General features: G+C 50.7%; 16 protein-coding genes. 11 read left to right on the forward strand and 5 right to left on the reverse strand.

Annotation, left to right across the window (positions count from 1 at the left end):
* Positions 1–164 precede the first annotated feature (164 nt).
* Together NHAL_RS06815 and thiD are read right to left on the reverse strand one after the other, a co-directional pair.
* Complete coding sequence (locus tag NHAL_RS06815) at positions 165–827, reverse strand: class I SAM-dependent methyltransferase (protein WP_013032440.1); 663 nt, start codon at positions 825–827, stop codon at positions 165–167.
* Positions 828–938: 111 nt separating this feature from the next.
* A complete protein-coding gene (gene thiD, locus NHAL_RS06820) occupies positions 939–1,742 on the reverse strand; it encodes a bifunctional hydroxymethylpyrimidine kinase/phosphomethylpyrimidine kinase (protein ID WP_013032441.1) in 804 nt (267 codons plus the stop codon).
* 180 nt (positions 1,743–1,922) lie between these two features.
* Between thiD and moeB the strand changes: the two genes are divergently transcribed.
* The 8 genes from moeB (at position 1,923) to NHAL_RS06860 (ending at position 15,931) form a co-directional block, all read left to right on the forward strand.
* On the forward strand, positions 1,923–3,374 hold the full coding sequence (gene moeB / locus NHAL_RS06825; protein WP_013032442.1) for a molybdopterin-synthase adenylyltransferase MoeB: 1,452 nt from the start codon (positions 1,923–1,925) through the stop codon (positions 3,372–3,374).
* 405 nt (positions 3,375–3,779) lie between these two features.
* Positions 3,780–5,600: a thiamine pyrophosphate-binding protein gene (locus NHAL_RS06830; RefSeq protein WP_013032443.1), complete on the forward strand. Its 1,821-nt coding sequence runs from the start codon at positions 3,780–3,782 to the stop codon at positions 5,598–5,600.
* Positions 5,597–6,397, forward strand: coding sequence for a citryl-CoA lyase (locus NHAL_RS06835; protein WP_013032444.1), 801 nt, complete (start codon positions 5,597–5,599; stop codon positions 6,395–6,397). Before NHAL_RS06830 ends, NHAL_RS06835 begins: the two co-directional genes overlap by 4 nt.
* 59 nt (positions 6,398–6,456) lie before the next feature.
* The gene (locus NHAL_RS06840) at positions 6,457–7,290 is read left to right on the forward strand and encodes a citrate/2-methylcitrate synthase (protein ID WP_013032445.1); all 834 of its coding nucleotides are present in this window, start codon (positions 6,457–6,459) and stop codon (positions 7,288–7,290) included.
* Between the two features lie 230 nt (positions 7,291–7,520).
* On the forward strand, positions 7,521–9,590 hold the full coding sequence (locus NHAL_RS06845) for a TonB-dependent receptor plug domain-containing protein (protein WP_275261072.1): 2,070 nt from the start codon (positions 7,521–7,523) through the stop codon (positions 9,588–9,590).
* Between the two features lie 29 nt (positions 9,591–9,619).
* Positions 9,620–10,339 (forward strand): SDR family NAD(P)-dependent oxidoreductase, encoded by a 720-nt coding sequence (locus tag NHAL_RS06850; protein WP_013032447.1) that lies wholly within the window; start codon positions 9,620–9,622, stop codon positions 10,337–10,339.
* A 198-nt stretch (positions 10,340–10,537) separates the two neighbouring features.
* Positions 10,538–11,422: an ABC transporter substrate-binding protein gene (locus NHAL_RS06855; RefSeq protein WP_013032448.1), complete on the forward strand. Its 885-nt coding sequence runs from the start codon at positions 10,538–10,540 to the stop codon at positions 11,420–11,422.
* A gap of 9 nt (positions 11,423–11,431) precedes the next feature.
* Positions 11,432–15,931 (forward strand): response regulator, encoded by a 4,500-nt coding sequence (locus NHAL_RS06860; RefSeq protein WP_013032449.1) that lies wholly within the window; start codon positions 11,432–11,434, stop codon positions 15,929–15,931.
* Positions 15,932–16,514: 583 nt separating this feature from the next.
* Here the strand turns inward: NHAL_RS06860 and NHAL_RS06865 are convergent.
* Together NHAL_RS06865 and NHAL_RS06870 are read right to left on the reverse strand one after the other, a co-directional pair.
* Positions 16,515–19,067 carry an FtsX-like permease family protein gene (locus NHAL_RS06865; RefSeq protein WP_013032450.1) on the reverse strand — a complete coding sequence of 851 codons (2,553 nt, stop codon included), beginning with the start codon at positions 19,065–19,067 and terminating at the stop codon, positions 16,515–16,517.
* Positions 19,064–19,753, reverse strand: coding sequence for an ABC transporter ATP-binding protein (locus tag NHAL_RS06870; RefSeq protein WP_013032451.1), 690 nt, complete (start codon positions 19,751–19,753; stop codon positions 19,064–19,066). The genes NHAL_RS06865 and NHAL_RS06870 overlap by 4 nt, the downstream gene beginning before the upstream one ends.
* 137 nt (positions 19,754–19,890) lie before the next feature.
* Here NHAL_RS06870 and NHAL_RS06875 point away from each other — a divergent pair, with 137 nt between their 5' ends.
* The 3 genes from NHAL_RS06875 to NHAL_RS06885 are packed head-to-tail and all read left to right on the forward strand — an operon-like array spanning position 19,891 to position 24,013.
* A complete protein-coding gene (locus NHAL_RS06875) occupies positions 19,891–20,358 on the forward strand; it encodes a nucleoside deaminase (protein WP_013032452.1) in 468 nt (155 codons plus the stop codon).
* Between the two features lie 18 nt (positions 20,359–20,376).
* Entirely contained in the window at positions 20,377–23,289 is a 2,913-nt protein-coding gene (locus tag NHAL_RS06880) for an FAD-binding and (Fe-S)-binding domain-containing protein (protein WP_238985461.1), read from the forward strand.
* Positions 23,290–23,332: 43 nt separating this feature from the next.
* A complete protein-coding gene (locus NHAL_RS06885; protein ID WP_013032454.1) occupies positions 23,333–24,013 on the forward strand; it encodes a CPBP family intramembrane glutamic endopeptidase in 681 nt (226 codons plus the stop codon).
* A gap of 382 nt (positions 24,014–24,395) precedes the next feature.
* On the opposite strand, the gene NHAL_RS21490 is transcribed toward NHAL_RS06885, so the two are convergent.
* Positions 24,396–24,755 carry a hypothetical protein gene (locus NHAL_RS21490; protein ID WP_013032455.1) on the reverse strand — a complete coding sequence of 120 codons (360 nt, stop codon included), beginning with the start codon at positions 24,753–24,755 and terminating at the stop codon, positions 24,396–24,398.
* Between the last annotated feature and the right edge of the window lie 2 nt (positions 24,756–24,757).

A 24,757-nucleotide genomic window follows, 5' to 3' on the forward strand; every position in this document is an offset into this window, starting at 1 on the left:
CTCAATTCTCTCCATTTAAAACACCACCAATGTGCTTTTAGGCACAGCCCAATGAATGTAAGCATAGTCATTTTTTGGGGAAATCAAAGCGAAGGGCAAAGGTGGCAACCCATTTCACTGGGCAGGAAATGGGTTGCTCAAGGGGTCTATTTTTATCGGGCAGGTTAGCGCTTTCGTGCTAAGGTAAGTCCATCGGCAATGGGCACCATACTCAGGGTGACCCGTTCGTCTTCCAGCCGGGCTAAATTGAAAGCGCGAATAGCGCCCGTATCTTCATCGGTGAAGCTAGGGTCGATGACCCGCCCCGCCCGGAGGACATTATCAACGGCGATCAGGCCGCCGGGGCGTACCAGCTCCAAGGCCCGTTGGTAATAATCCTCGTACTCTACTTTCTCGGCATCGATAAAGGCAAAGTCGAAAGTGCCCGCTTCCCCCGCTTCGATGAGTTGATCCAGGGTCTGAATAGCCGGTCCCAGGCGTAAATCGATTTTGTTGGTCACGCCGGCCCGTTGCCAATAGCGCTGGGCGATCCCAGTCCAGTCGGGATTGACATCACAAGCCACAATCCGTCCCTCGGAGGGTAGCGCGAGGGCCACCCAAAGCGCGCTATAGCCGGTAAAGACCCCTACCTCTAGGGTCTTTTGAGCGCCTAGTAGCTCTATGAGAAGGGCCATGAATTGACCTTGCTCCGGGGAAATCTGCATATTGGCCCTGGGCATGGTCGAGGTTTCTTCCCGAAGTTCCCGCAAGATATCGGACTCCCGGAGGGAAACCGAGAGCAGATAGTCATAGAGGTCATCGGTAATCTGGAGTGTTTTGTTGGACATGGACTGTTTTTCTCCTAATCTAAGAGTAAAGTAAGGGATGAATAATCTTGAATGATGACTGCTTAATTTTGTATAGGGATTTATGGAAGTTCTTGGAATATCCGCAAGAGGTTAGACCTCAAAGGGACTCACGGTATGGGTATGGTTGAGCGGTCCCTGGCCTTGCCCATGGCCGGGAGCGGTGCGGATTGCCTCTTGTACATAGGCATGGGCTCGCCGAACCGCCTCCGGAAGGAGTTGCTTTTGAGCAAGGCCGGTGGCAATGGCCGAAGCCAGCGTGCATCCTGTCCCATGGGTATGGGGGGTCGGGATGCGCCGGGTTTGGAAACTTTCTTTATAATCCCGTGTCATCAGCAGATCATGGAGGTGATGGCCAGGAAGATGCCCCCCTTTGAGCAGGACGGCGGTAGGGCCGAGCTCCAGCAATGCGTTTGCCGCCTCTGGCATGGCCTCAGGATGGCTGATGTTAAGGCCGGTAAGCGCTGCGGCCTCCGGGAGATTCGGCGTAATCAAGTGGGTCTGGGGGAGCAAACGCTGTTTTAAGGTCTTGAGGGCGGCTTGATCAAGGAGTGGAGTCCCGTCTTTGGCTATCATCACCGGATCAAGAAGGAGAGGAATGCCCCTCGCCAGCTCTTCCAAAACATCGGCCACCGTTTCAATAGCTGCCGCTGAATGGAGCATCCCGATTTTGATACAGTCGGCGCCGATATCCGACAGCACCCGCCGTGCCTGTTCAGCGATGAAATGAGGCGCTACCGGCAGCACCGCAAAGATCCCTTGGGTATTTTGGGCGGTGAGGGCGGTAATTGCCGTGGCGGCATAGCCACCCAGGGCGGTGACGGTTTTAATGTCAGCCTGAATTCCAGCGCCGCCACCGGAATCCGAGCCGGCAATGATCAGGACGCGACCATCCATAACCGGCTAGGATTCCCATGGGAGGCGGCTAGCTGCCGTTCACTTACCCAAATTTTTCGATATATTCTTTTAACCATGGCTGGATTATATCTTCCTGGACACCCCTTAAACCAGTTTGTAGGGTCTTAATTATTAAGATTAACCCCCGAGCCAAAGCTTTCTCGAAGAGGCCATCCAAGTATGAGCAAAATTACGGTTCACATTCCCTCCCCCTTACGGGGTGATGTGGGCGGAGCGGAGCAATTGCAACTTCAAGCCGATACGGTAGGCGGTGCCCTTAAGGCATTAGGGGTGGCTCATCCGGGTATTTTAAATCGCTTGCTGACTCCGGAAGGTGAAGTTCGTCCTTTCGTGAATCTCTTTTTGGGGGAGGATAATATTCTCGCTTTGCAAGGACTGGAAACCCCTCTTAAGGACGGGGATGTCCTCACCATTATTCCCGCGGTAGCCGGGGGCAGTGGCAAAGATTGCCGGCTACAGTCATTGAAACGGAGCATTCCGGAAATAACGCCGACAGAGGCATTGGCGCTGCAAGCAAAAGGTGCCGTGCTTATCGATGTTCGAGAAAGTGAAGAGATTGCCCAAGGTAGTCCTGCGGGTGCCTACCGCCTGGGAAGAGGATATTTAGAGCTGCGAGTTGAACAAAGTGTGCCGGACTTCAATTGCACCGTGCTCACCCTGTGCGGGAGTGGAACACGTTCCCTTTTTGCCGCCGAAAGCCTCAAGCAACTGGGTTATGGGGATGTTCGTTCCATTGCCGGAGGGTTTAACCGCTGGAAAGATGAGGGTTTGCCTTTTGAGGTGCCGCAGATATTAGATGGGGCGGCGCGGAGCCGTTATTCCCGCCATCTTCTGATGCCGGAAATCGGAGAGAAAGGCCAGCAAAAACTGATGGCGAGCAAAGTGTTGTTGGTGGGGGCCGGAGGGCTCGGATCGCCTGCCAGCTTATATTTAGCAGCGGCAGGGGTGGGGACTCTAGGGTTGGTTGATCACGATGTGGTGGACCGCAGCAACCTCCAACGCCAGGTCCTGCATCGGGATGATCGGGTCGGGATGCCCAAGGTGGCCTCCGCCCGTCAAACTTTGGCAGCGTTGAATCCCACCATCCGTATCAACGAGTATGAATCCCGTCTAGAGAGCCGCAACGTGGAAGAGATTTGTAGGGACTATGAGGTGGTCATCGATGGTTCCGACAACTTTCCCACCCGTTACTTGGTCAATGATGCCTGCGTTAAATTGGGACTGCCCAATGTGTATGGGGCCGTGTACCGTTTCGAAGGCCAGATCTGTGTCTTTTGGCCGGCCCGCTCAGGCCCCTGTTACCGTTGTCTCTATCCGGAACCGCCCCCCCCGGAATTAGCCCCTTCCTGTGCCGAAGCGGGTGTCCTTGGCGTGTTGCCCGGTGTTATCGGCCTATTGCAGGCGGTGGAGGCCCTTAAAATCCTGTTGAAACTGGGCGAGCCCCTGCTCGGCCGGATGCTGTATTATGATGCCCTTAAAGCTAGTTTTTCCGAACTCAAGCTGGCGCGGCGATCCCATTGTGCCTATTGCAGCGAGGGCGCGGTGTTTCCAGGCTACGTAAATTACGATCAGACTTGCAGCACCGCAAATGTTTCGTTGAAGTCTTCTTGACCTCCGAGAATCCTAATTCCTTCCTTTTGGCAAGGCCTAAACACTTCCCTCTAGGTATTAAGCGATACCGTTTTAAAACCTAAAGTTATATTTGGAAGGGCCGTTGCATAGGCCATAAAGCCAGAGTCAACGGCTCACAATTGAAAACATAGGTTTCCCCTTTGCTAAATGCTGGGCGCGACAAAATCCAGGTCTCAAATCCTAAGCGCTTATACCAATTTTATGTGACTTTGCATTGTATAGATGCAGTTTAAACAAGCACTTGAAGCCTTAATAAATTGCATTCTTTGATTAAATTGGTATTAATACTCGCTAGCGGCAAGGGAAAATTTCTAATCTTTTTTTATACCTGGGCCTGATTCTGAAAGTAGCAAGTACAGTTCTCACAAGGGGGAGATGTTCGTGATGCCAAGTCGAACGGTTAGCGTGGCCCAAGGAAGCGTATCTCAGCCACAATTAGAGGCAGGAGATTTATTAGTTGCTTATTTGGCGCAATTATCTGTGGACTATGTGTTTGGGGTGCCGGGAGGCGCTATTGAGCCATTATATAATGCTTTAGCCCGCAGCGCCCGCCGTGGGGGGCCGGGATCAGTGGTCGCCCGCCACGAAACGGGGGCTGCCTTTATGGCTGATGGTTATGGGCGTCAGACCGGCAAGCTAGCCGTTTGTTGCGCCACTACCGGTCCGGGTGCCACCAACCTGATCACAGGGGTGGCCTCAGCCTATGAGAACCATATTCCCATGTTGGTGATTACCGCCCAGACCGCTTTGAGTAATTTTGGGCGGGGGGCTTTCCAGGAATCCTCTTGTACCGGAATTAACACCGTCGGATTATTTCAGTATTGCTCCCGCTATAGTACTTTAGTCTCCCACGTGGACCAATTGGAACATAAGCTCAGTACGGCGATCATGATGGCCTATCAGTCCCCCCGCGGTCCCACCCATCTGAGCATCCCTTTAGATATCTTGCGTAGTACCAGCCCCGTTGAAAAACCTTCCTATAATCTCGCCACCCTGTTACATCAACCTTCCTTGCTAGATGATGATGCGGTAAAAGCACTCTGTTGCCAGATTGAACAGGCAAAGAAAGTCGTGTTTGTGGTAGGGGAAGAATGTAGTGAAGCGATTGGCACTATTCTGGAACTGGCCCTGTTAATTCAGGCCGAAGTGGTTACCACGCCCCATGGTAAAGGGCTGGTTAGTCCCTATCATCCCTTATTCCGCGGTGTCGTTGGTTTTGCCGGGCATCTCAGTGCCAGTGAGGCCTTGTCTGATCCAAAAGTGGATGCCGTGGTGGTATTTGGCGCTAACCTGGGGGAATGGGCGAGCAATGGCTGGGATGCAAATACGCTTCTCAATAACCGGCTAATCCACATAGAGAACACAGAGGGTAATTTGACTCGCACCCCCATGGCCCGGTTGCACGTACGGGGAACAATTGACACCATTTGCGAGCGCGTATTGGATTATCTTCACAGCCGCCTGCCGAAAGAAGCGGGACAGATCTCTCGGATAGAACGCAGGCGACATGATTCCCCCATGCGGAGTACCACAGTACGAGAGTCAAAGTGGCATTTTCAGCTTGACGAGGAGGCGAAGTATTACGATGACTCTACGCCCATTAAGCCGCAACGGCTAATGAGGGAGCTCACCCGCTTGTTTCCCCCCAATACTCGCTTCCTAGCAGATACGGGAAACAGCATGGCTTGGGCAATCCACTACTTACAACCCTCCGATCGGCGTTTAGCCGGTCGGCGTGATGCGAGAGGGGGGATATTCCGTAGTTGTCTGGAATTTGCCTCGATGGGGTGGGCTATTGGCGCCGCTGTGGGGACTGCGTTAGGCGCCCCCGGCAACCCGGTGGTATGTATTACGGGGGATGGTAGTCTGCTCATGAGTGGTCAAGAGATTACCGTGGCGATTCAAGAAAGATTGCCTGTGATTTTCATTATTCTAAATGATGCCGCCCTAGGGATGGTGAAGCATGGCCAGCGATTAGCAAAGGCTGAACCCATCGCCTTTGAACTCCCACAAATCAATTATTGTGCCTATGCTGAGGCCATGGGAGTCCCCGGTCATGTTATCCACGCTCCGCAGGACCTGCTTGAACTTGATATTGAGGCCATTTGTCAACGGCCAGGTCCCACTCTTATTGATGTGCGAGTCGATCCGGAGGAGGTGCCCCCCATCAAGACCCGGATACGGATATTGGGGACGTCGCAATGAGCAAGGAACGGGAGGTTATCCATAGCCGGGTCTGGGAAGAAGTTGCGGAACCAGATAACCCTTTTGCGGCGGCGGCTTGTTATTGTTCCGGGTATGACGTTTACGGGGACTTGTTGGGTAAAGCCAGTTGGATTGAATATTTATACCTGCTCTTAAAACAAGAGCGTCCCGCTCCAGAGAAGGCCAAACTTTTGGAAGGACTTGCCGTGGCTGTCGCTAACCCAGGGCCGCGGGAACACAGCGTTCGTGCCGCCATGTGCGCCGGGGTAGGCGGCTCCACTTCCGCTTCCTCTCTGATGGCTGCCCTTGCGGTTGGTGCCGGTCAGTTAAATGGTGCCCATGAAGTGGCTGTGGCTATGGCCTATTGGCAGGACTGCGGTAAAAATTTAATGGCATGGCAGGAGCGTCTTAAACACCCCCTGCAAGAGGAACGGGCTGATATTTGGTTGCCCTTGGAGCACCCTCCTGGTTTTGATCCCCATGGCGCCAGTTGTGCCACGCCGGTGCGGCAAACCCTCGCTTTTCTGGCAAAGTATCACTCCGAAGGTGTTTTAACTTGGTTGCAGCAACATCGATTGGAACTTGAGGCTGCGGCCAATTGCCCCTTGGCGATGAGCGGGGTAGCCGCTGCAGCAATGATTGACCTGGACTTTAGTATTCAACAAGGTGAGATGCTGTATCTGTTACTCCGCTTACCTGGGGCAGCCGCCCATGCTTTGGAGCAGCAAGAGTATGGCTGGCGCCGCTATCCATTTTTTGCCAATGGTTTGAAATTAAGCACTGAACCACAATTGTAGAGCGTTGCTATTGCCACGACTCCGATAACTTACCGGATAAAATATTAGGAATAGAGATTATGCAAGGACCTGAATATCTTTTCGAAAATGAAGACCATTGGGTGACGAACATAGGGGCTTGGTTTCCGGGGGAGCGGGTCGTTTTCCGCGGCAAGGATTTATTTCATGAGCTTCAAGATCTTCCCTGGATGGGTTTGCTTCTTTATGGCATTACAGGGAAGATTCCTAATGAGAAACAGATCCGGCTGTTTGAAGGCATTTGGACATTGTGCACGAGCTATCCCGATCCAAGGTTGTGGAATAATCGTGTTGCCGCGCTAGCAGGTACGGCTAGAAGCACCGCTGCGTTAGCTATAGGAGCAGCGAATGCCGTCTCCGAAGCATCGATCTATGGGCGGCGGCCAGATATTCGGGCTATTGATTTTTTACTGCGGACAAAATGCCAATTAGATAAAGGTGCCGATATAGAAGAGCTTGTCAGGAAGGAATTAAAAAAATATAAACTTATTCCAGGATATGGTCGTCCTATTACAAAAAAAGACGAACGTATTGAACCGCTTATGGCTTTAGCTGGAGAATTAGGCTTTGCTCAAGGTCCTTATCTGGAGCTTGCATTTGCTATCGAGGAAATTTTGTTAAAAGGCCGGTGGCGTTTGTATATGAATATTGCTGCCGTGGCAGCAGCATTAGCAGCAGATCAGGGGTTGTCTCGCCGTGAATATTATCACTACTTAGTTTTATGTTTTTCTGCGGGTATGTTTCCTTGTTATTTAGATGCACTAAAAAAGTCGGAGGGTACCTTTTTTCCTTTGCGTTGTGATCGGGTTAAATATGAAGGCAAACAACATCGCTATTGGGAAGTTCCAAATAAGGTATGTATAGAATCAAAGTAATGCTATCTAAGACTGAGAGCAGTCAATTTGTGAGTAATGGGAAGTTCCCAACTATGGGTCGGGAATGGATCGGTTATCTGGTGAAAAATTTTCCTTCCTATTGGCTCTAGTTCCTAGGAGTAGAAATATATATTTTATTTCTTAAATATATCCTATACGATCACATCAATATTATGGTGTTTGCAACCCGCCTCCTCTTTTTTTTATTCCTGCTATTTGCGGTTAAAGTGATGGCTCAGAACCTGGGGCAGGAAGATGAGGAGACCATGGATTTTGTTTATGGTAGTGAGGATATGATTTCCCTTGCTACCGGAAAGCAAAAACCTGTTCCTAGGGCACCTGCGGTAGCAACGGTCATTACAGCCGAAGACATTAAAGAGATTGGTGCAACAGACTTAGATGAAGTGCTGGAAACTATACCAGGGTTGCATGTGGCAAGAGCCCCCCAGGGATACAATCCTATTTATAGTTTTCGCGGGATATTTTCACAATTCAATCCCCAGGTGCTGGTTTTAATTAATGGTATTCCTATTACCAATTTATTCCATGGAGATCGGAACCAAATCTGGGGCGGGATGCCGCTACAAGCCATTTCCCGCATTGAGGTGATCCGGGGGCCGGGATCGGCAATTTACGGAGCTGACGCCTTTGCCGGTGTGATTAATGTCATCACCAAGACTAAGCAAGACATAAAAGGGACCGAGGTGGGCGTGCGCGCAGGGAGTTTTAGTACGTGGGATGCTTGGGCATTGCATGGAGGGAGTTGGGGTGGCTTTGATATAGCGGTAATGCTGGAGTATGGTGATACCAATGGTCAGCGAGAGATTATCGATGCGGACGCTCAAACTTTCTTTGATGATGTTTTCGGTACTAATGCTTCCCTTGCTCCTGGTCCCGTGAATTTGCAGCGGGAGAATTTCGATGCTCGCTTGGATATCACGCGGGAGCATTGGCGCCTACGGGCAGGTTTACAACGGCGGCGGAATTTCGAAACCGGTGCCGGTGTGGCAGAAGCCCTGGATCCTAACGGACAATTTGCCAGCGACCGATGGAATGTGGATTTGACTTATCATAATCCGGAGTTTTTTACTAAGAATTGGGATGTCATGGCGCAACTCAGTTATTTGGATACGACTCAGGAAGTTCAACAGGATGTCCGGTTATTTCCACCAGGAGCAGATTTTGGCGCAGTCCCTGGAGTAGATTTTCCAGAGGGTGTGATTGGCAATCCGGAAGTATTTGAGCGTCATGCTCGCTTTAATATTTCAGCTTTCTATAAGGGATTTGATAAACACCAGTTGCGTGTCGGTACTGGATTTTATTATGGTGATCTTTATAAGGTTAAGGAAACTAAAAATTTTCTCCAGGATCCTATAACCGGGTTACCACAACCTCTTGGAAGCTTAAGAGATGTTACGGGAGACTTGTCTCTTGTCTTCCTACGCGAGGAAAATCGCAAAAATTATTATTTCTTCATGCAGGAAGTTTGGAATTTTGCTAATGATTGGGAGCTTACAGCCGGCTTGCGTTATGATCATTTCTCGGATTTTGGTCATACCGTCAACCCCCGCCTCGCCCTGGTTTGGCTGACCCGCTATAACCTGACCACCAAATTTCTCTATGGGCGGGCTTTTCGTGCTCCTTCTTTCGCTGAATTATTCAATATTAATAACCCTGTAACCTTAGGTAATCCTGACTTGGACCCGGAAACTATTGAAACGATAGAGTTGGCTTTTGATTATCGGCCAACGGATGAGCTGCACTTTGCCTTGAGCTTATTTCATTATCAATGGGACGATATCATCCAATTTGTGTCCGAGCCGGGGGTTGCTGGACATATCGCCCGAAATGCGGGTGAACAGACTGGTTTTGGTATGGAGCTGGAAGCTGATTGGGGGCTCACTGATGATTTTCATTTATTAGGCAACTATGCGTTTCAACAGTCGACGGATGAAAAGACAGACGAAAACGCAGGCAATGCACCTCATCATCAGATTTATTTGCGTGCAGACTGGGAATTTTTACCTGACTGGCACTTAAATCCCCAGCTTAACTGGATTATAGATCGATCCCGTGTCGCCGGTGATAATCGACTTGAAATCGACGATTACAGTATTTTTGATTTAACCCTCCGTCGGATGGTTCTGAAGGAGCATTGGGAAATCGCTTTTTCGGTGCGTAATCTATTTGATTCTGATGCCCGTGAGCCTAGCCCAGTAAGCAGTCCGAAAACGTTTATCCCCCATGACTTACCGTTAGCAGGGAGAAGCTTTTTTGGAGAGGTTCGGTTACGTTTTTAGTCATTTATCAGGGGAAGAAACTTTATCTAATGAAAAAAACAGCACTTATTACCGGAGGTAACTCGGGAATTGGTTTCGCAACCGCCCGGAAATTACAAAAAAAAGGATATCAGGTCTATATTGTTGGTCGTAACTCTGAGAAAGTGCAACAAGCTGCTTCCGAGCTTGGAGTAGAGTCCCTGGTTGCGGATATGGGGCAACTAGCAGATATTGAATCCCTTGCAGCACCCTTTAGAAATAGCGGTCTTGATGTGCTAGTGAATAATGCCGGTATTGCCCAGCCGGTTCCCATTGAAGCCTATGATGGGGATGTTTTTGATCGACTTTTTTATACTAATGTTCGGGGGCCGTTATTTTTAATAAAAAATTTGTTATCTGCAGTTGAAAAAAGAAGTGGTAGTATCACTACGGTTTCTTCGATTATTACCCAGCGAGGGGCGTCAGGTTTTTCACTATATGCGGCGACGAAAGGGGCCGTTAATGCATTTACAAAAAATTTAGCGGTAGAACTAGCTCCGCGAGGTGTTCGGGTTAATGCGGTCTGCCCAGGGGCCATTGAGACGCCAATTTTTTCTAAGATGGGAATTCCCTCAGAGCAACTTGGAGCTGCGAAAGAGCAACTGCTGTCGACAATTCCACTAAGACGCTTTGGCAGTTCTGAGGAAGTAGCCAATGTGATTGTAGCACAACTTGAGGCAACCTATGTGACCGGCTCAGTTTGGGATATCGATGGTGGGGTCAATACATAGTGATTAATAAATTTTGGCTGTAAATGATAGTAGGCGGTTCACGCTGAAATATTGATAAAATATTTGAATTTTCTAGAAAACCAAGGATGTTCGCAGTTAGTAATTCTGGTAAGGGACATCTAGTTGCCAATTAAAAGAATAAAAATTTGCTCTCCATGCCTATTTTTATCGCTATGGTGTATGTCGATTGGAGCGGGTATGGTGCCGGCGGCATTTGCCAGTCCATCACCGGTGGCCGTTATCTATCCAGAAATCCGTGAGCCTTACCGGAGCGTCTTTCTAAGCATTATCAACGGTATAAAAAAAAGATTAAAGACACCAATAGATGCTTATGCGCTAGAAAAAGACTATAACATTGTGATGTTAAGAGAAAGGCTTGAAAGAGCAGAAATACAAGTGATTATTGCTCTTGGAGGGCGCGGCTTGTTAGCAGCAAGAAAATTACAATCCATGTTTAAAGTAGTCGTAGGTGCAGTGTTGGTTGCTCCCGACGGTACAGAATTGACAGGGATTTCGTTGACTCCGGATCCGCAAACTTTCTTTCAGAAAATTAAAGAGCTTACACCTGATGTTAAGAGAGTTACGGTAATTTACGAGCAAGGTTACAGTGATTGGCTTATCGAGCGGGCTGAAGAGAGCATTAGAAACTATAATTTAAAACTCAATGCATTGCCAGCAAAAAATTTTCGTGAGGCGGCAACTTTGTACCGCGATGTCCTGAGTCAATTAGAAAGTGAAACAGATGCCATTTGGTTGTTACAAGATAGTATCCTTGATGAACAGGCGGTTTTGCCATTGATATTGCAAGAAGCCTGGGAGAGAAATTTAGTCGTATTCTCTAGCAATTTATCTCATTTAAAAAGGGGAGTTCTTTTTGCTTTATACCCGGACAATGAGAATATGGGACGCAGCCTCGCCGAGATTGCCTTAAAGCAGATCCAAAATGGTGACAATATTCCTTTAAGTGTCATGCCTTTGCGCGATCTTTTGATTGCTGTCAATATTCGTACCGCTGAGCACCTAGGGCTTAAACTGACAAGTCAGATGAAGCGGGAATTTGATTTGATTTTTCCGCTGCAATAGGAGGCCAGAGTGAGGCGATTGTTACGGATTTTTCGTGGACCAATAGGATTCCGTCAGCAATTGGTACTCACTTTTACTATCGGAATTCTTTGTTTGGCCTTGTTTTCATCTTTCGCCATTTCAACCCTATCGAGTCGCACTGTTCGTACTACTCTGATTGAGCAGGGGCGCCGTGCTACTGAGACTTTTGCTACCCAAAGCACGCTCGCCTTACTCTACCAAAGCGCCGATAATGCCAAGGAGGCCGCCAACGCAACGTTAGCTTTCCCGGATATTCAAGGCGTGGCCATTTACGATTTGGAATATCAAGTATTGCTTTCTAAGGGGCAAAAAGCTTTGCCGCCAGGAGATAATGTACAGTGGCCGAAACAGTTGTGGCTAGAGCGAGAAACAGAAAAAGCATGGTACTTCGTGGCGCCAGTTTATACCCGCCAGGGGAATACTGAACAGGAAGAATCGCCCTTTATAGCCAATCCCCCTGATCCGGAACTAATAGGTTTTGTCCGGGTAGTCATGGGCAAAGATACCTTAAAGACTTTAGCAACGGATATCTTACATGGCAATTTGTTGGTGTCCATCGCCCTAGCGGCAGTATTATTGCTTGTCTTGCTTGGGATTACGGCGCGGATAACCACGCCCTTGAGGAACTTAGCGGAGACCATGAGGCAGGCTCAATTAGGTGAGAAGCAAGTGCGCGCTGAGATGGATGGTCCTAAGGATATTATGGATATGGAGAGTGCCTTTAATACGATGATGACTGTTCTAGAGGCACGGGAACAGGAATTGAAAAGGGCTCGCGATGCTGCTTTGGAGTCTGCCCGCATTAAAGGAGAGTTTGCGGCCAATGTCAGCCATGAACTTCGTACTCCTCTCAATGGAGTGCTAGGCATGCTTGAGTTGTTGCGCAATATGGGATTGACTCCTAAGCAGCGAGAGTATGTTCAGGTGGCATGCAACTCGGGAGAGACCCTATTAGAACTCATCGGCAATATATTGGATTTTTCCCGTATCGAATCAGGAAGATTTAAGCTCGATCCGGCTGATTTTTACTTACAAGAAATTTTGGATGATGCTATCGGTTTGCTTGCTGGTCAAGCCCAGCGAAAAGATTTGGATCTAGGTTATGTGGTGGCTAAAAATGTCCCTCCATCGCTACGGGGCGATGCGACCCGAATTCGGCAAATCCTTATTAATTTAATGGGCAATGCAGTCAAATTCACCGAACAAGGGGAGGTGTCGGTCGAGGTCCAGCTTCTTGAGAAAACAGCAAAAAAATTAGTGCTGCTGTTTGAAGTAAAGGACACTGGAATCGGCATTCCGATAGAATTTCAGAAACACATTTTCGAGGCCTTTTCCCAAGCGGATAGTTCCACTACACGTAAGTACGGAGGTACGGGCTTAGGTTTAGCTATCTGCCGCCAGTTAGTGGACTTAATGGGGGGAGATATTGGGGTAGAGAGCAAGTTCGGCGGAGGGAGCAGGTTTTGGTTTACTGTACCGTTGGAAGAAGCGGTGGCACTTCAAGAACGGCGGGACCTCAATAGGGCCAATGTGGCTGGATTGCGGTTATTGATTGTGGATGACAGCACCGTAAGTCGCCGTTTTTTAGAACAGACCTTTAGCTTTTGGGGAATGTACCATGGTAGCGCTGAGAATGGGCAACAGGCCCTAAAGATGTTACGCAGTGCCGCGATTCAGGGTCGGGCCTATGATCTTGCCCTTATTGATGAAAATATGCCAGGTATGGAGGGAGTGGATCTGGTGCATCGGATTGCCGAATCTCCCCAGATTTCATCCGTTAAAATCATACTAATGGGGCGTCAGCACCAGCCTACAGTTGATGTTTCCCACTTACCTGGGGTAGTGAACTATATCGCTAAGCCGGTGCAGCAGTCTCCCTTATATAATGCTATTGTGACCACGGTTAAACAAAGCGGGAAGGGACAGCCAGAACTTCCGCTCGCGGCAATGGAAGAACCGAGTTTCGCCAATCGTTATATCTTGGTGGTGGAAGATAATCGGGTGAATCAGCAGGTGGCTGTCGGGATGTTAAAGCGGTTTGGTTGCCATGTGGAAGTGGCGGCTAATGGGCAAGAAGCATTGGATCTAGTGGCCCGTAAATCCTACGATTTAGTGCTGATGGATTGCCATATGCCGCGGATGGACGGCTATGAGGCGACTCGTCGGATTCGGAGCTTGGAAGCTGGCAAAGTGCAGGTACCCATTATTGCCATGACCGCCAATGTTCGAGAAGGTGACAGTGATAAGTGTCTCTCGGTAGGTATGAACGACTACTTGCCAAAACCCCTCCGGCTAAATTTATTGCGAGACAAACTACAGTATTGGTTGTGCTTAAGTTCTTCAAGCACAACTAGCGTAGATTCCTCAGGTACTCAACTAGAAAGTCTGGATGATGAGACTCCATTAGATCCAGAGGTATTCAATCAGCTTCGTGCCAGTGTAGGTGACACCTTTTCTAGAATGATTGAGGTCTTTCTTGAGGATACCCCCATCTATCTGGACTTGCTGCGAAAAGCGATCATTGAAAACGGAACTAAGGAACTCAGGGATATGGCCCATAGCATTAAGGGCAGTGCTAAGAATTTTGGGGCCGCCCGGCTTGCTTCTGTGGCTAAGCAATTAGAAGAGTTGGGGCGCTCCGGTTCCACCAAAGGGGCTAGAGAATTATTAGCGGTGTTAGTTTCGGAATATTCCCTGGTTAAAGAAGCACTACAACAGGAAATTCAGCCGGAATCTTATGGCGCTATGGACAAGAGACCATCGCGGGTGCTCATCGTCGACGACGATCGGGCCATGCGCATGGCTTTGCGTAATGTATTGGAAGAGGGCGGTTACCGGATTGAGGAGGCGGTAAACGGCGAGCAGGCGCTTGCATTTTGTAGACGGCAGATGCCGGACCTTGTTCTGATGGATGCGGTCATGCCGCTATTAGATGGCTTCAAGGCCTGCACTCAAATACGGGATATGCCGGGCAGTAGGCACACGCCGGTATTAATCATTACTGCTTTGGATGATGAGCATTCCATTGAGCAAGCTTTTTCCGCGGGTGCGACCGATTATATCCCCAAGCCATTGCACTTTGGTGTATTACGGCAGCGGGTGGCCCGCCTGCTCGATGCCAGCCGCGCTGAGAAACATGTTCATCAACTTGCTTATCATGATTCATTAACTGGTTTGCCAAACCGCGCCCTGTTTCGTAAGCATCTTGAGAAGTTGTTGAACCGGGTTCATTCTGAGAAAAGAATGTTTGCAATTCTATTTCTTGATCTAGACCGCTTCAAACTTGTTAATGATACCCTCGGCCATGACGTGGGTGATTTACTGCTGAAGGCGGCCGCTGATCGCATTGTGCATTGTCTCCGCTCTGGGGACATGGTGGCTCGGCTAGGGGGTGATGAATTCACGGTAATCTTGGAAGAGATTAGTTCGTCCGAGGTTGCGGAAGGAGTGGCCACTAAAATTTGCGGTGTGCTTTCTAAGCCCTTTGCTTTTTTGGGGCAGGAAATGTATATCAGCACCAGCATTGGCATTTCCCTCTATCCTAATGATGGCGAAGATACTAGCACGCTCATTAAGCATGCTGATACTGCAATGTTCCGTGCTAAGGAGCAAGGCAATAGCTACCAATTTTATGAAGAAGGTATGGAAACGGCGGCCGCTAGGCGGTTAGTCTTGGAGGCGGATCTGCGCCGGGCGCTGGATAAAAAGGAGTTTACTGTCTGTTATCAGCCGCAAGTGGAGCTGAGCACTGGAAAGCTCATCGGCATGGAAGCGCTCATACGTTGGCATCATCCAGAACGTGGCCTGGTTTCGCCATCCGAGTTTATCCCCCTAGCGGAAGAGACCGGGCTTATCGTGTCCATTGGCAAATGGGTGTTGCGAGAGGCCTGTGTCCAAATGCAGTCCTGGTTACGGCAAGGATTTGGACCTTTCCGTATTGCGGTGAATGTCTCGGGACGAGAGTTGGAAAAGGGGGATCTGGTAGATAAGATTATAGCGGTCCTGGAAGAAACGGGTTTGTCCCCAGAACTGCTAGAGCTTGAGATTACTGAAAGCGTGGTCATGAAATGCGCCGATGCAGCCATACCTAAGTTCCGTAAGTTGAGGGAAATGGGGATCAAGTTGGCGATTGATGATTTCGGTACGGGTTATTCCTCGTTAAATTATTTGAAACGTTTTCCCGTCGATACATTAAAAGTTGACCGCTGTTTTGTCCGCGACATCATGGATAATTCCGATGATGCTGCAATTATTGTCGGGATTATTGCGTTAGCCCATAGTCTGCGTTTGAAAGTGGTTGCCGAAGGGGTGGAAACCCATGGGCAGGAAGCCTTCCTTAAAGAGCACCATTGTGATTCGATTCAAGGTTTTTACCTGAGCCAGCCCTTATCAGCAAACGGGATTGAACAAACAATTCTGCACCGGCATAGGAAAGGATATCCTCTTTCGTCAAAGGTGTACCCCCTCCGGACAAAGGGCACGGTTTAGAAGTGGTTGGTAAGTCTTTCAGCTTAACCGTATCTCTTCTATAAAGGAAATGCTATAGCACTCCCTCCCCCTTGAGGGCTGAGAAGCCGTTGGAAAATTCTTTACTAGGATGAATTGTGTACGGCAAAACTCACCTCTGATTGTAGCTTCCCTTTTCCATTTCAAGGGTACCCATCGCTGCTTGTTAATTCTCCTAAAATAAAATATTTAGCCGCGAATTAACGCCTATGAACGCAAATATTTCAATAGTTTAAAGACAGGCAAGCGTTGACCCGTCAGAAAATTATTCAAGGCCATTTTTTATAAGTGTTTTCATGTCATTTTGCGTTGTATAGCTTCAGTCTAAACAACCACTTGAGATCTTAATAAATTGCATTCTTTGATTAAATTGGTATTATTCGCGTGCATTGGCGGCTAAAAACCGAATCTAGGTTGTTCCTCGTCTCTATTTCTTTGTCCCTGTCGGTAGGTTCTCGCGTAGAGCTGTAGGAGGAACGAAGAGAAACCCGCCACCGCTACCTAGAATCTAGGTTCTTGATTTCCCCCTCCCTCCAAGGGAGGGGGGATAAGAAGGAATTTGCTATTACTCCTCCCTCAGTCCCGCAGCCGGGGTAGTGTTGGCCATTTGCCATGCTGGATAAATACCCGCTAATAAGGCTGCGGTTAAGGCCAGCAGAATTCCCTGAAAAAGAATCTCTGGAGAAATGGCAAACTCCATACTCCAGCCAAAAGAGCGGCGATTAATCACATAAATGAGTCCCATGGCTGACAGCAACCCAAGAGGAAGGGCCAACAGGCCGCAAACCAGCCCCATCAGTCCGGTTTGTCCCGTCACCAGCCACCATAATTGCCGGGGGATAAGTCCTGTGGCCCGGAGTATTCCAAATTCCCGGGTGCGCTCCAATTGAAGTGCCATCAAAGCACTAAAAATACCGGCAAAAGCGACCAAGCCAGCGAGTAGGCGTACGACTTCAGTGATGGCAAAGGTGCGGTCAAAGATCTGCAACGACAATTCACGAATGGACCGGTTCGTTCTGATTTGCACCTCATGTTCTGGACTGATTTTTTCCAGCAGGGTTTGACGAAGTGATTCAAGGTCTATATTGGGTTGGACATAAATCCCGATGCCGGAGACTCCGCTATCGGACCAATAGCGTTGATACGTGTGGCGGTGGATAGTCACGACCCCCCGATCCGAGCCGTAACTGCGGTAAACCCCTGCTACGGTAAAGGTCTGTGGGCCTTGGTCGGTGCGCAGGCGGAGACTTGAACCGGGTGATAGGTTATGGTGATAAGCATAGGACTCAGAAATCAGCACGGCCCCTTCATGGACAAACGCCTCCCATGCCTTTTCTGGATCTCCCGCCGTAAATTGAAAACTGGCAAAGCTCTGGGGGGCGGGCTCAAGGGCCACCATGTCGGTCAACCCTTTCCTGTCCTCCAGCCGTATCCAACGGGTAGTGCTAATGGTGGCGACTCCTGGAGTCTTGGAAATTTGTTCAATCAAGATCGAATCTAGGGCGCTGGTGGCGGGAGTGGAGTGGGAACCGGGAATAGAGACATAAAGGTCGGCTTGTAGAGTAGTGGAGAGCCATTGACTGACTGAAAGCCGAAAGCTATCAATCATGACGCCGATTCCTACCGTGGCGGAAATTGCCAGGGTGAGGGCAGCCATTGCCACGCCGGTTCGGCTGAGACTCGCCACGATGCCCCGGGCGGCCAATTGTCCTAGAGTCCCAAAGCCACGCCCCAGTAATGGCCGGGCCAGGGCGAGCAAGAGCGTGCCCAGGGCCGGCACCAGTAGGGCACATCCTACTTGCAGTCCGGTCAGGCCCACAAAGCCTAAGAGGATGCTTTTACTCGGCATCAGTAGCAGTAGGGTTCCCACGGTGAGGACGCCGCCGCCTATCAAGGCGCTTCCCTTCAACCAACGCCGGGCTTGGGCTTCCAAGGGGGAGCGGCGGAGGGCAGTCCCTGGGGGTACCTGGGTCGCTTCCCGGGCGGGAACCAAAGTGGCCGCAAGGGTCGCCCCTAGACCCAGGGCGATGCCTTTGGCCAAGCTCTCTGAGGAGATAGACAGGTCGCGGACCTGAAGGGCGAAATAAAGATCGTTGAAGGTTTGGCTTACCAACCCCAGGAGGAATTCGCCTAGACCGATGCCCAGGAGTACTCCCCCTACCGAACCTAGGACGCCAAGAACGAGCGCTTCGCTGAGAAGCAATAGGAATATTTGTTTTCGAACGACGCCAATGGCCCGTAATAAGCCAATGAGACGCCGTCGTTGCAACCAGAGAAAGGTGACTGTGTTGTAAACGATAAAGCTTCCAACCAGTAGCGCCAGTAAGCTAAGGGCCGTGAGGTTAATTTGAAAGGCCCGGGTCATTTCCGTTACGGCCTGACTGCGGGCACTGGTTTTGATAAGCTCTGCTCCCGGCGGCAAGAGGGTTTTTAGCCGTGTTTGTTGGGCGACCCCGGCTTTGCCAGAAGGCAAGATCAGATCAATGCGGCTTAGCTTTCCCAGCAGGCCTAAAACCTCCTGGGCGGTGGCGATATCGGCCATGAGTAAGTCCGCAAGACCTTCTTGGGCCAGGGTGTCTCCCTGAAAAATGCCCGCCACCGTCAAGCGGATGTTCCGAGTTCCCACCCGGATGGTGAATTGATCCCCCTGTTGAAACCCCAATCGTTGGGCTGTTGCTTGCTCCAGTACGACCGTGCCGGGTTCCGTGAGCAGGGCGGGAATGTCGATTTCTGAGCCCGTGCCTGTTCTGCTCAAATAATTGCGGAAGGGTTGCTCTGCAAAGGGATCGATACCCAGCAGCCGCAGTTGCCGATCATTTTCACCCGTCAGGTAAACGCTACCTTCCACGATAGGGGCGGCAGGCTCTACTTTGTGATGCAAACGCAGCCGGAGATAGAACTGTTCTGAAAGTCCATCGGGTCCGCCAATGATCTGATGGGTTGCCCGCCCTGCCACGCTTTCAGTGGCTAAGACGAACGTCCGCTGGGCGCTGGTATTGGCAAGGTCAATGGCAATGACAACGGCCACTCCAAGGGCAATACCTAGCAGCGCTAGGGCGATCTGCCAAGGGTGTTGCCTTAAACTGCGCCAGTTGGCTCGCCATAGTACTGGCATCATTGGGGGAACTCCTCGGCCACCAATCCCCCGCTGCGCAACCGCAGAATGCGATCCGCTTGCCCGATCACTTCTGGGCTATGGGTGACCATGATGAGGGTTTTGCCGGCTTGTTTGGTGAGACGGTCTAAGAGGGATAAAACCCGTTGTCCGGTTTCCAGATCCAGATTTCCCGTGGGTTCATCAGCCAGTATGAGCAAGGGATCGTGGACCAGGGCTCGGGCGATGGCCACCCGCTGTTGCTCGCCACCGGAGAGTTCATCCGGAGAGCTCTGGGCCCGCTCTAGGAGACCCACTTCCTGGAGCAAATTTCGGGCGTGAGCGCGCTCAGCGGGACTATTGCGGCCGTTAAGCTCGAGTGGCAGCAGCAGATTTTCTTCTACGGTGAGGGTGGGAATGAGATTGAAGAATTGAAAGACAAACCCAATATGGCGCCGGCGCAGCAAGGTCCGATCTTCCTCGGAGAGTTGAGTCAGGGATATCCCATTAATTTTCACTTCACCGGTGCTGGGAAAATCGATACCCGCAATGAGGTTGAGGAGGGTGGATTTACCCGAGCCGCTGCGCCCAAGCAGAACCACGCATTCACCCTTTTGCACAGTGGCGGTGAGCCCATGGAGTACCCGATGCTCAGTCTCGCCTTCCCAGTAAGATTTGCTAAGGTTAAGGAGTTCTAATACTGCCGTCATTTGACAATCGCTCTAGGGTCCTCTACTAACGGAAGTGCTATTTTACTCTAACAGTACATTTAGACTTGTGGTTGAGTCGCCGGCTTAATTAACCTTTCCTCCCGCGGCTGAAGTCGCGGGTTTTTTGCGGAGGATTTATGAATCCAGAGTTTATGGCAGAGGCGATTAGGCTAGCAAGTCAAGGCATGGATGATGATCTTGGAGGGCCTTTCGGTGCCCTGATTGTGCGTGATGGGGAGATCTTGGCGCATGCTTGTAATGGAGTCGTTGAAGCGTGCGATCCCACCGCCCATGCGGAAATTCAAGCCATTCGCATGGCTTGCAAGCATATCAATCATTTTCATCTCGAGGGTTGTGTTTTATATTGCAGTTGTGAACCTTGCCCCATGTGCTTGGGGGCTGCTTACTGGGCCCATCTCGATGGTATCTACTACGCCGCTAGCCGAGAAGATGCGGCCAATATTGGTTTTGCCGATGCCGCGATTTATGATGAACTTTGCCTTGAGCCGAGTAGGCGCCGTATTCCCATGATCCAGCTCATGCGAGAAGAGATTCTCCATGTCTTTCAGCGCTGGATGGAAAAATCGGATCGAATCCTTTACTGATAGAGAGCAATAGGGAGCATGATGCCTCGATTAAGCAGCGATCACCTCTTCCAAGAACTTTCAAAAGCGATCCAGGGGGAGGTGCTGACCGATCGTTTGAGCCGGATGCTTTATGCTACCGATGCTTCTCCCTATCAGCAACTTCCCTTAGGCGTGGTTCGACCTCACAGTGTCGAGGATTGTGTGACGCTGATAGGCTTTGCTAACCGCCACCGGATTCCATTGATTCCCCGTGCCGCGGGCACCAGCCTGGCAGGCCAATGCGTGGGTGAAGGGTTGGTGGTCGACGTTTCCCGGCATTTGACTAAGGTGCTGGAAATTGATGCCCAGGGTTGCCAGGCGCGGGTGCAGCCAGGAGTCATCTTAGATGGTTTGAACGAGCAGCTTCGGCCCTTGGGGTTGATGTTTGCGCCGGACCCCTCTACCGGCAGTCGCTGCCAGATAGGCGGTATGATGGGTAACAATGCTTGGGGGTTGCACAGCCTCCGCTATGGGACCACTCGGGACCATGTGTTTGCGATCAAGGCGGTCCTCAGTGATGGTAGTGTGGTTTTTTTTGACCCCCTGAGCCCCGGCGAATTGGAAGCTAAACTGGCGCTGAACTCCCTGGAAGGGAAGATTTACCGTGCCGTAGTGGAGGCCGTGGAGGAACAGCGGGAAGTTATTTTAGAGCACTATCCTAGTACCCGCGGGATCCCTTGCAATGAGGGTTATCCTTTGGACCTATTAGCCCAGGGGCAACCTTGGGTGAGCGATGGCCCCCCTTTCAACCTGGCGCCTTTCCTCTGTGGTAGCGAGGGAACCTTGGCACTGGTTATCGAGGCCACCTTAAAGCTGGTTCCCCTGCCAGGGGAGCGGACCCTGATTGGGGCGCACTTTAGCAGCCTTGAGGAGGCCTTGCAGGCGGTGGCCATGGTGTTAGAGCACCAGCCGGTGGCGGTGGAGTTATTGGATAAAACGATATTGGATTTGGCCCGAAACAACCCGGAGCAGGTAAAAAATTGTGCCTGGATAGAAGGGGAGCCGGCGGCGGTGCTGCTTGTTGAGCTAGAAGGTGATGGGGACCCATTGCAGCAGCGGGGGGAGGTTTTAGCGGGGGCCTTGGGCGCGGGGAATGGCAGTTATGCGGCGCCTGTGCTGCCATTCCCGGAACAAGCATGGGCGGTGCGCCGTGCGGGCCTAGGGTTGCTCATGGGGGTAGCGGGTAAACTTAAGGCCGTGACCGGGATTGAAGATACTGCGGTTGCGGTGGCGGATTTACCCCAATATGTTACCCAGGTGCAAGCTTTGATGGCCCGTTACGGTGTTGATTGTGTGATTTATGGTTCGGCAGGACGGGGATTGTTGCACTTGCGGCCCAAGTTGGATTTGGAGCTGGCGGAAGATCAAGCCCGCTTTCAATCCATCATGACTGAAATGGTGGAGTTAGTGAAGGGGTTTAGGGGTGTTTTCTCCGCCAAACATGGTGACGGACGGTTACGGGCCCCGTTTTTGGAAACCCTATTGGGCAAGGAGGTTGTTGCTCTGCTGCACCGCATTAAGCAGGCGGCCGATCCCCACTGGCATTTTAATCCTGGCAAAATCCTCGAGCCTCCCCCTCTGCTGGAAGCCCTTCGCACCCAGCAGAAAACCCCTGTAGAGCCTACTTTGTCGTTTCTAGATTGGGGCAAAGACCAAGGCTTACGAGGCGCTGCGGCCCGCTGCAATGGGGCGGGAGTCTGTCTCAAGCGGGCCGGTCAGGGAACCATGTGTCCCTCCTATATGGCCACCCAGGAAGAGCAGCATGGCACCCGGGGCCGTGCCAATGTTTTCCGTCAAGTGTTGGCTTCGCCTGGAGGGTTGACAGGTAGAGATAGCCCTTTGCTTAAAGAGGCGCTGGATCTATGTCTGGCCTGCAAGGGTTGTAAGACGGAATGCCCGGCCGGGGTGGACATAGCGCTCATGAAGGCAGAGTTCTTGCAACAATACCAGAACCGCTATGGACTTCCCTGGCGCGCCCGGGTGTTGAGTCAGTTCCAACGTTTGGCCTGGCTAGGCTCCTTGTTGCCCGCCGTGGTCAATGGGCTATTGGCTTTGAAGTGGTCTCGGCGAGTATTAAAATTGCATCATCAACGGCCACTTCCCACCCTGGCGCGCCGAACCTTTAGTTCCCAGCTTCGAGACCGCTCCCCCCCTGCTCATAAGGGTCGTCTTGGCGAAGTGGTGCTCATCAATGATCTCTGGACCGAGTTCTTTGATCCCCAGATCGGGATGGCGGCCGTCAATTGCCTAGAGCAATTGGGATATGGAGTCACCGTGACCCCCTGGTTGTCCTCGGGAAGGATTCAGATCAGTCAGGGTCTGTTGACTCAGGCCCAGGATCAATTTCAGGAAGCGATCGCGGTCCTTTATCCCTATGCCGCCGAGGGCAAACCGCTGATTGGGTTGGAGCCGTCGGAGTTATTGACATTCCGGGATGAGGCTTTGGTTCTATTACCCGTTGGCGAGAGCCGCCATAGGGCTGAAGCCATTGCGAGCAAAGCCCAGTTATTCGAAGAGTTTATGGCCCGGGAGGCGGTCGCTGGACACATTAATCCGTCATTTTTCGATGACCAAAGCCGCCGTATTTTGGTTCATGGCCATTGTCACGGGAAGGCCCTTGCTGGAATGCAACCGCTTCTGGATACGCTAGCCTTGATGGGAGGGGCGGTGGTAGAAGCTATTCCTTCAGGTTGCTGCGGGATGGCGGGTGCTTTTGGCTATGAACAGGAGCATTATGACCTTTCGTTACGTATCGGTGAGTTGGTGTTATTGCCGGCGGTTCGCCGGGCCCCGGCGGGCACTCTGATATGTGCACCGGGCACCAGTTGCCGGGCCCAGATCAAAGATGGTGCCCAAGTCCTGGCCTATCATCCTGCGGAGTTGTTGCAGAAAGCGCTTCTATCTCTCTAGCGGTTGTTTTACAGTTTAAAAAAAACTTAGGTAGAGTATTGACATGAACCGGCGGCAAGCATGGGTTGATATTATTCTCGCCCTTGCCTTAGTGGGGGTGAGTGGCGTAGCGGTTGGGCTTATGAGCGCATTGATGGCCCAACATCAATTTTCGTTGCTGTTGATATTGCAGGGGGTGTTCATTCTCCTCGGTTTACGCCTCCTGCTGGCCATGCGGGGGCAGAGTTGGCGGCACCTTGGGTTACAGGCGCTCACCTTCAAGGATCTGGGCCGGACTCTGATAGGACTGTTAAGCTGTATTGGCGCCAACATGGTGCTGACAACGGCGGCATTCATTATCGACCCGCAATTGCTCAAGCAGCATGCAAATCAGCTCAAAGTGATCGCCACCCAACTGGGCAGTGAAGTCCCGTTTGCCGGAATCGCGGCCATGATGTTCTTTGTGGGCGTGTATGAGGAAATCATGGCTCGAGGTTTCCTCTTGACTCGATGCCGGACCGCACTGGGAGGCCTATGGGCGCCCATTTTGTTATCCTCCTTTCTATTTGGATTAGGTCATTTATACCAAGGATGGATCGGGGTAGCGCAAACGACCCTGTTCGGTATTGTGCTTGCCGCTTTAACGGTACGTTGGGGGACCCTATGGCCGGCAATTTTTGCACATGCCATACTCAATACCTTTTCCCTTGTTATTCTAGAACGGCTTGCTGAGCAAGTACCGTAAGCTTAATGCTGCAACTGCTCTAACCTGGATAATTCATGAGATCACCACAAAGGCACTAAGATCACAAAGAAATTAAAAAGTTAAATAGGTTAAAATAATTTGCTTCGTTAGCAATGAGCCTATCCATCAATTTCTCCCAACTGACTGAGATTCCCTCACTTTCGTGTCCTTTGTGTCTTGGTGGTGAAAAATTCAGGCTAATTTTCTTCTAATTAAATACCCCAGCGAAAGTTTTGAGGGATTGTTTGTTTCTTTTAGCATTCATCCCCCGCCGACGCCTCTTCGTGCGCACAGCGCACGGGAGCTCGTAGGGGCGGTTGAGCAACGTGAAATCGACCGCATTCTTCTCAAAATTTTTGCCGAGATACTTTAATGCGCCGGGTTATTGCTTTGGGGGCGCATAATAATCCTTCTCATAGTGTCCTAGCGGCCTTTTAAAAGTGAACTCGGCAGGGGCGACCACTAGCGTTTGAGCCGTCACTTTAAAAGCTTCTCTATCCGCGATACTAGCGAGGGCAGTAAGAGGACTTATCCCAATAAAAACCGCCGTTCCCACAATAGTCCCCACAAGCCCTACAGGACGAAGAATTAAAACCTCTGTCAGGGCTTCTGGTGCTGTCCATCTAGGTTCTTCGGTGTTTTGCGGCTCTTTTTCTTGAGAGAAGGCGGGGGAACCGATGATAGTCAGCACCAAGATAATAATTAAAACCAAAGTAGGCATTTTTCTTTTTTGTCCAGACATGA

It is taken from the genome of Nitrosococcus halophilus Nc 4, from assembly GCF_000024725.1.
Taxonomy (GTDB): domain Bacteria; phylum Pseudomonadota; class Gammaproteobacteria; order Nitrosococcales; family Nitrosococcaceae; genus Nitrosococcus; species Nitrosococcus halophilus.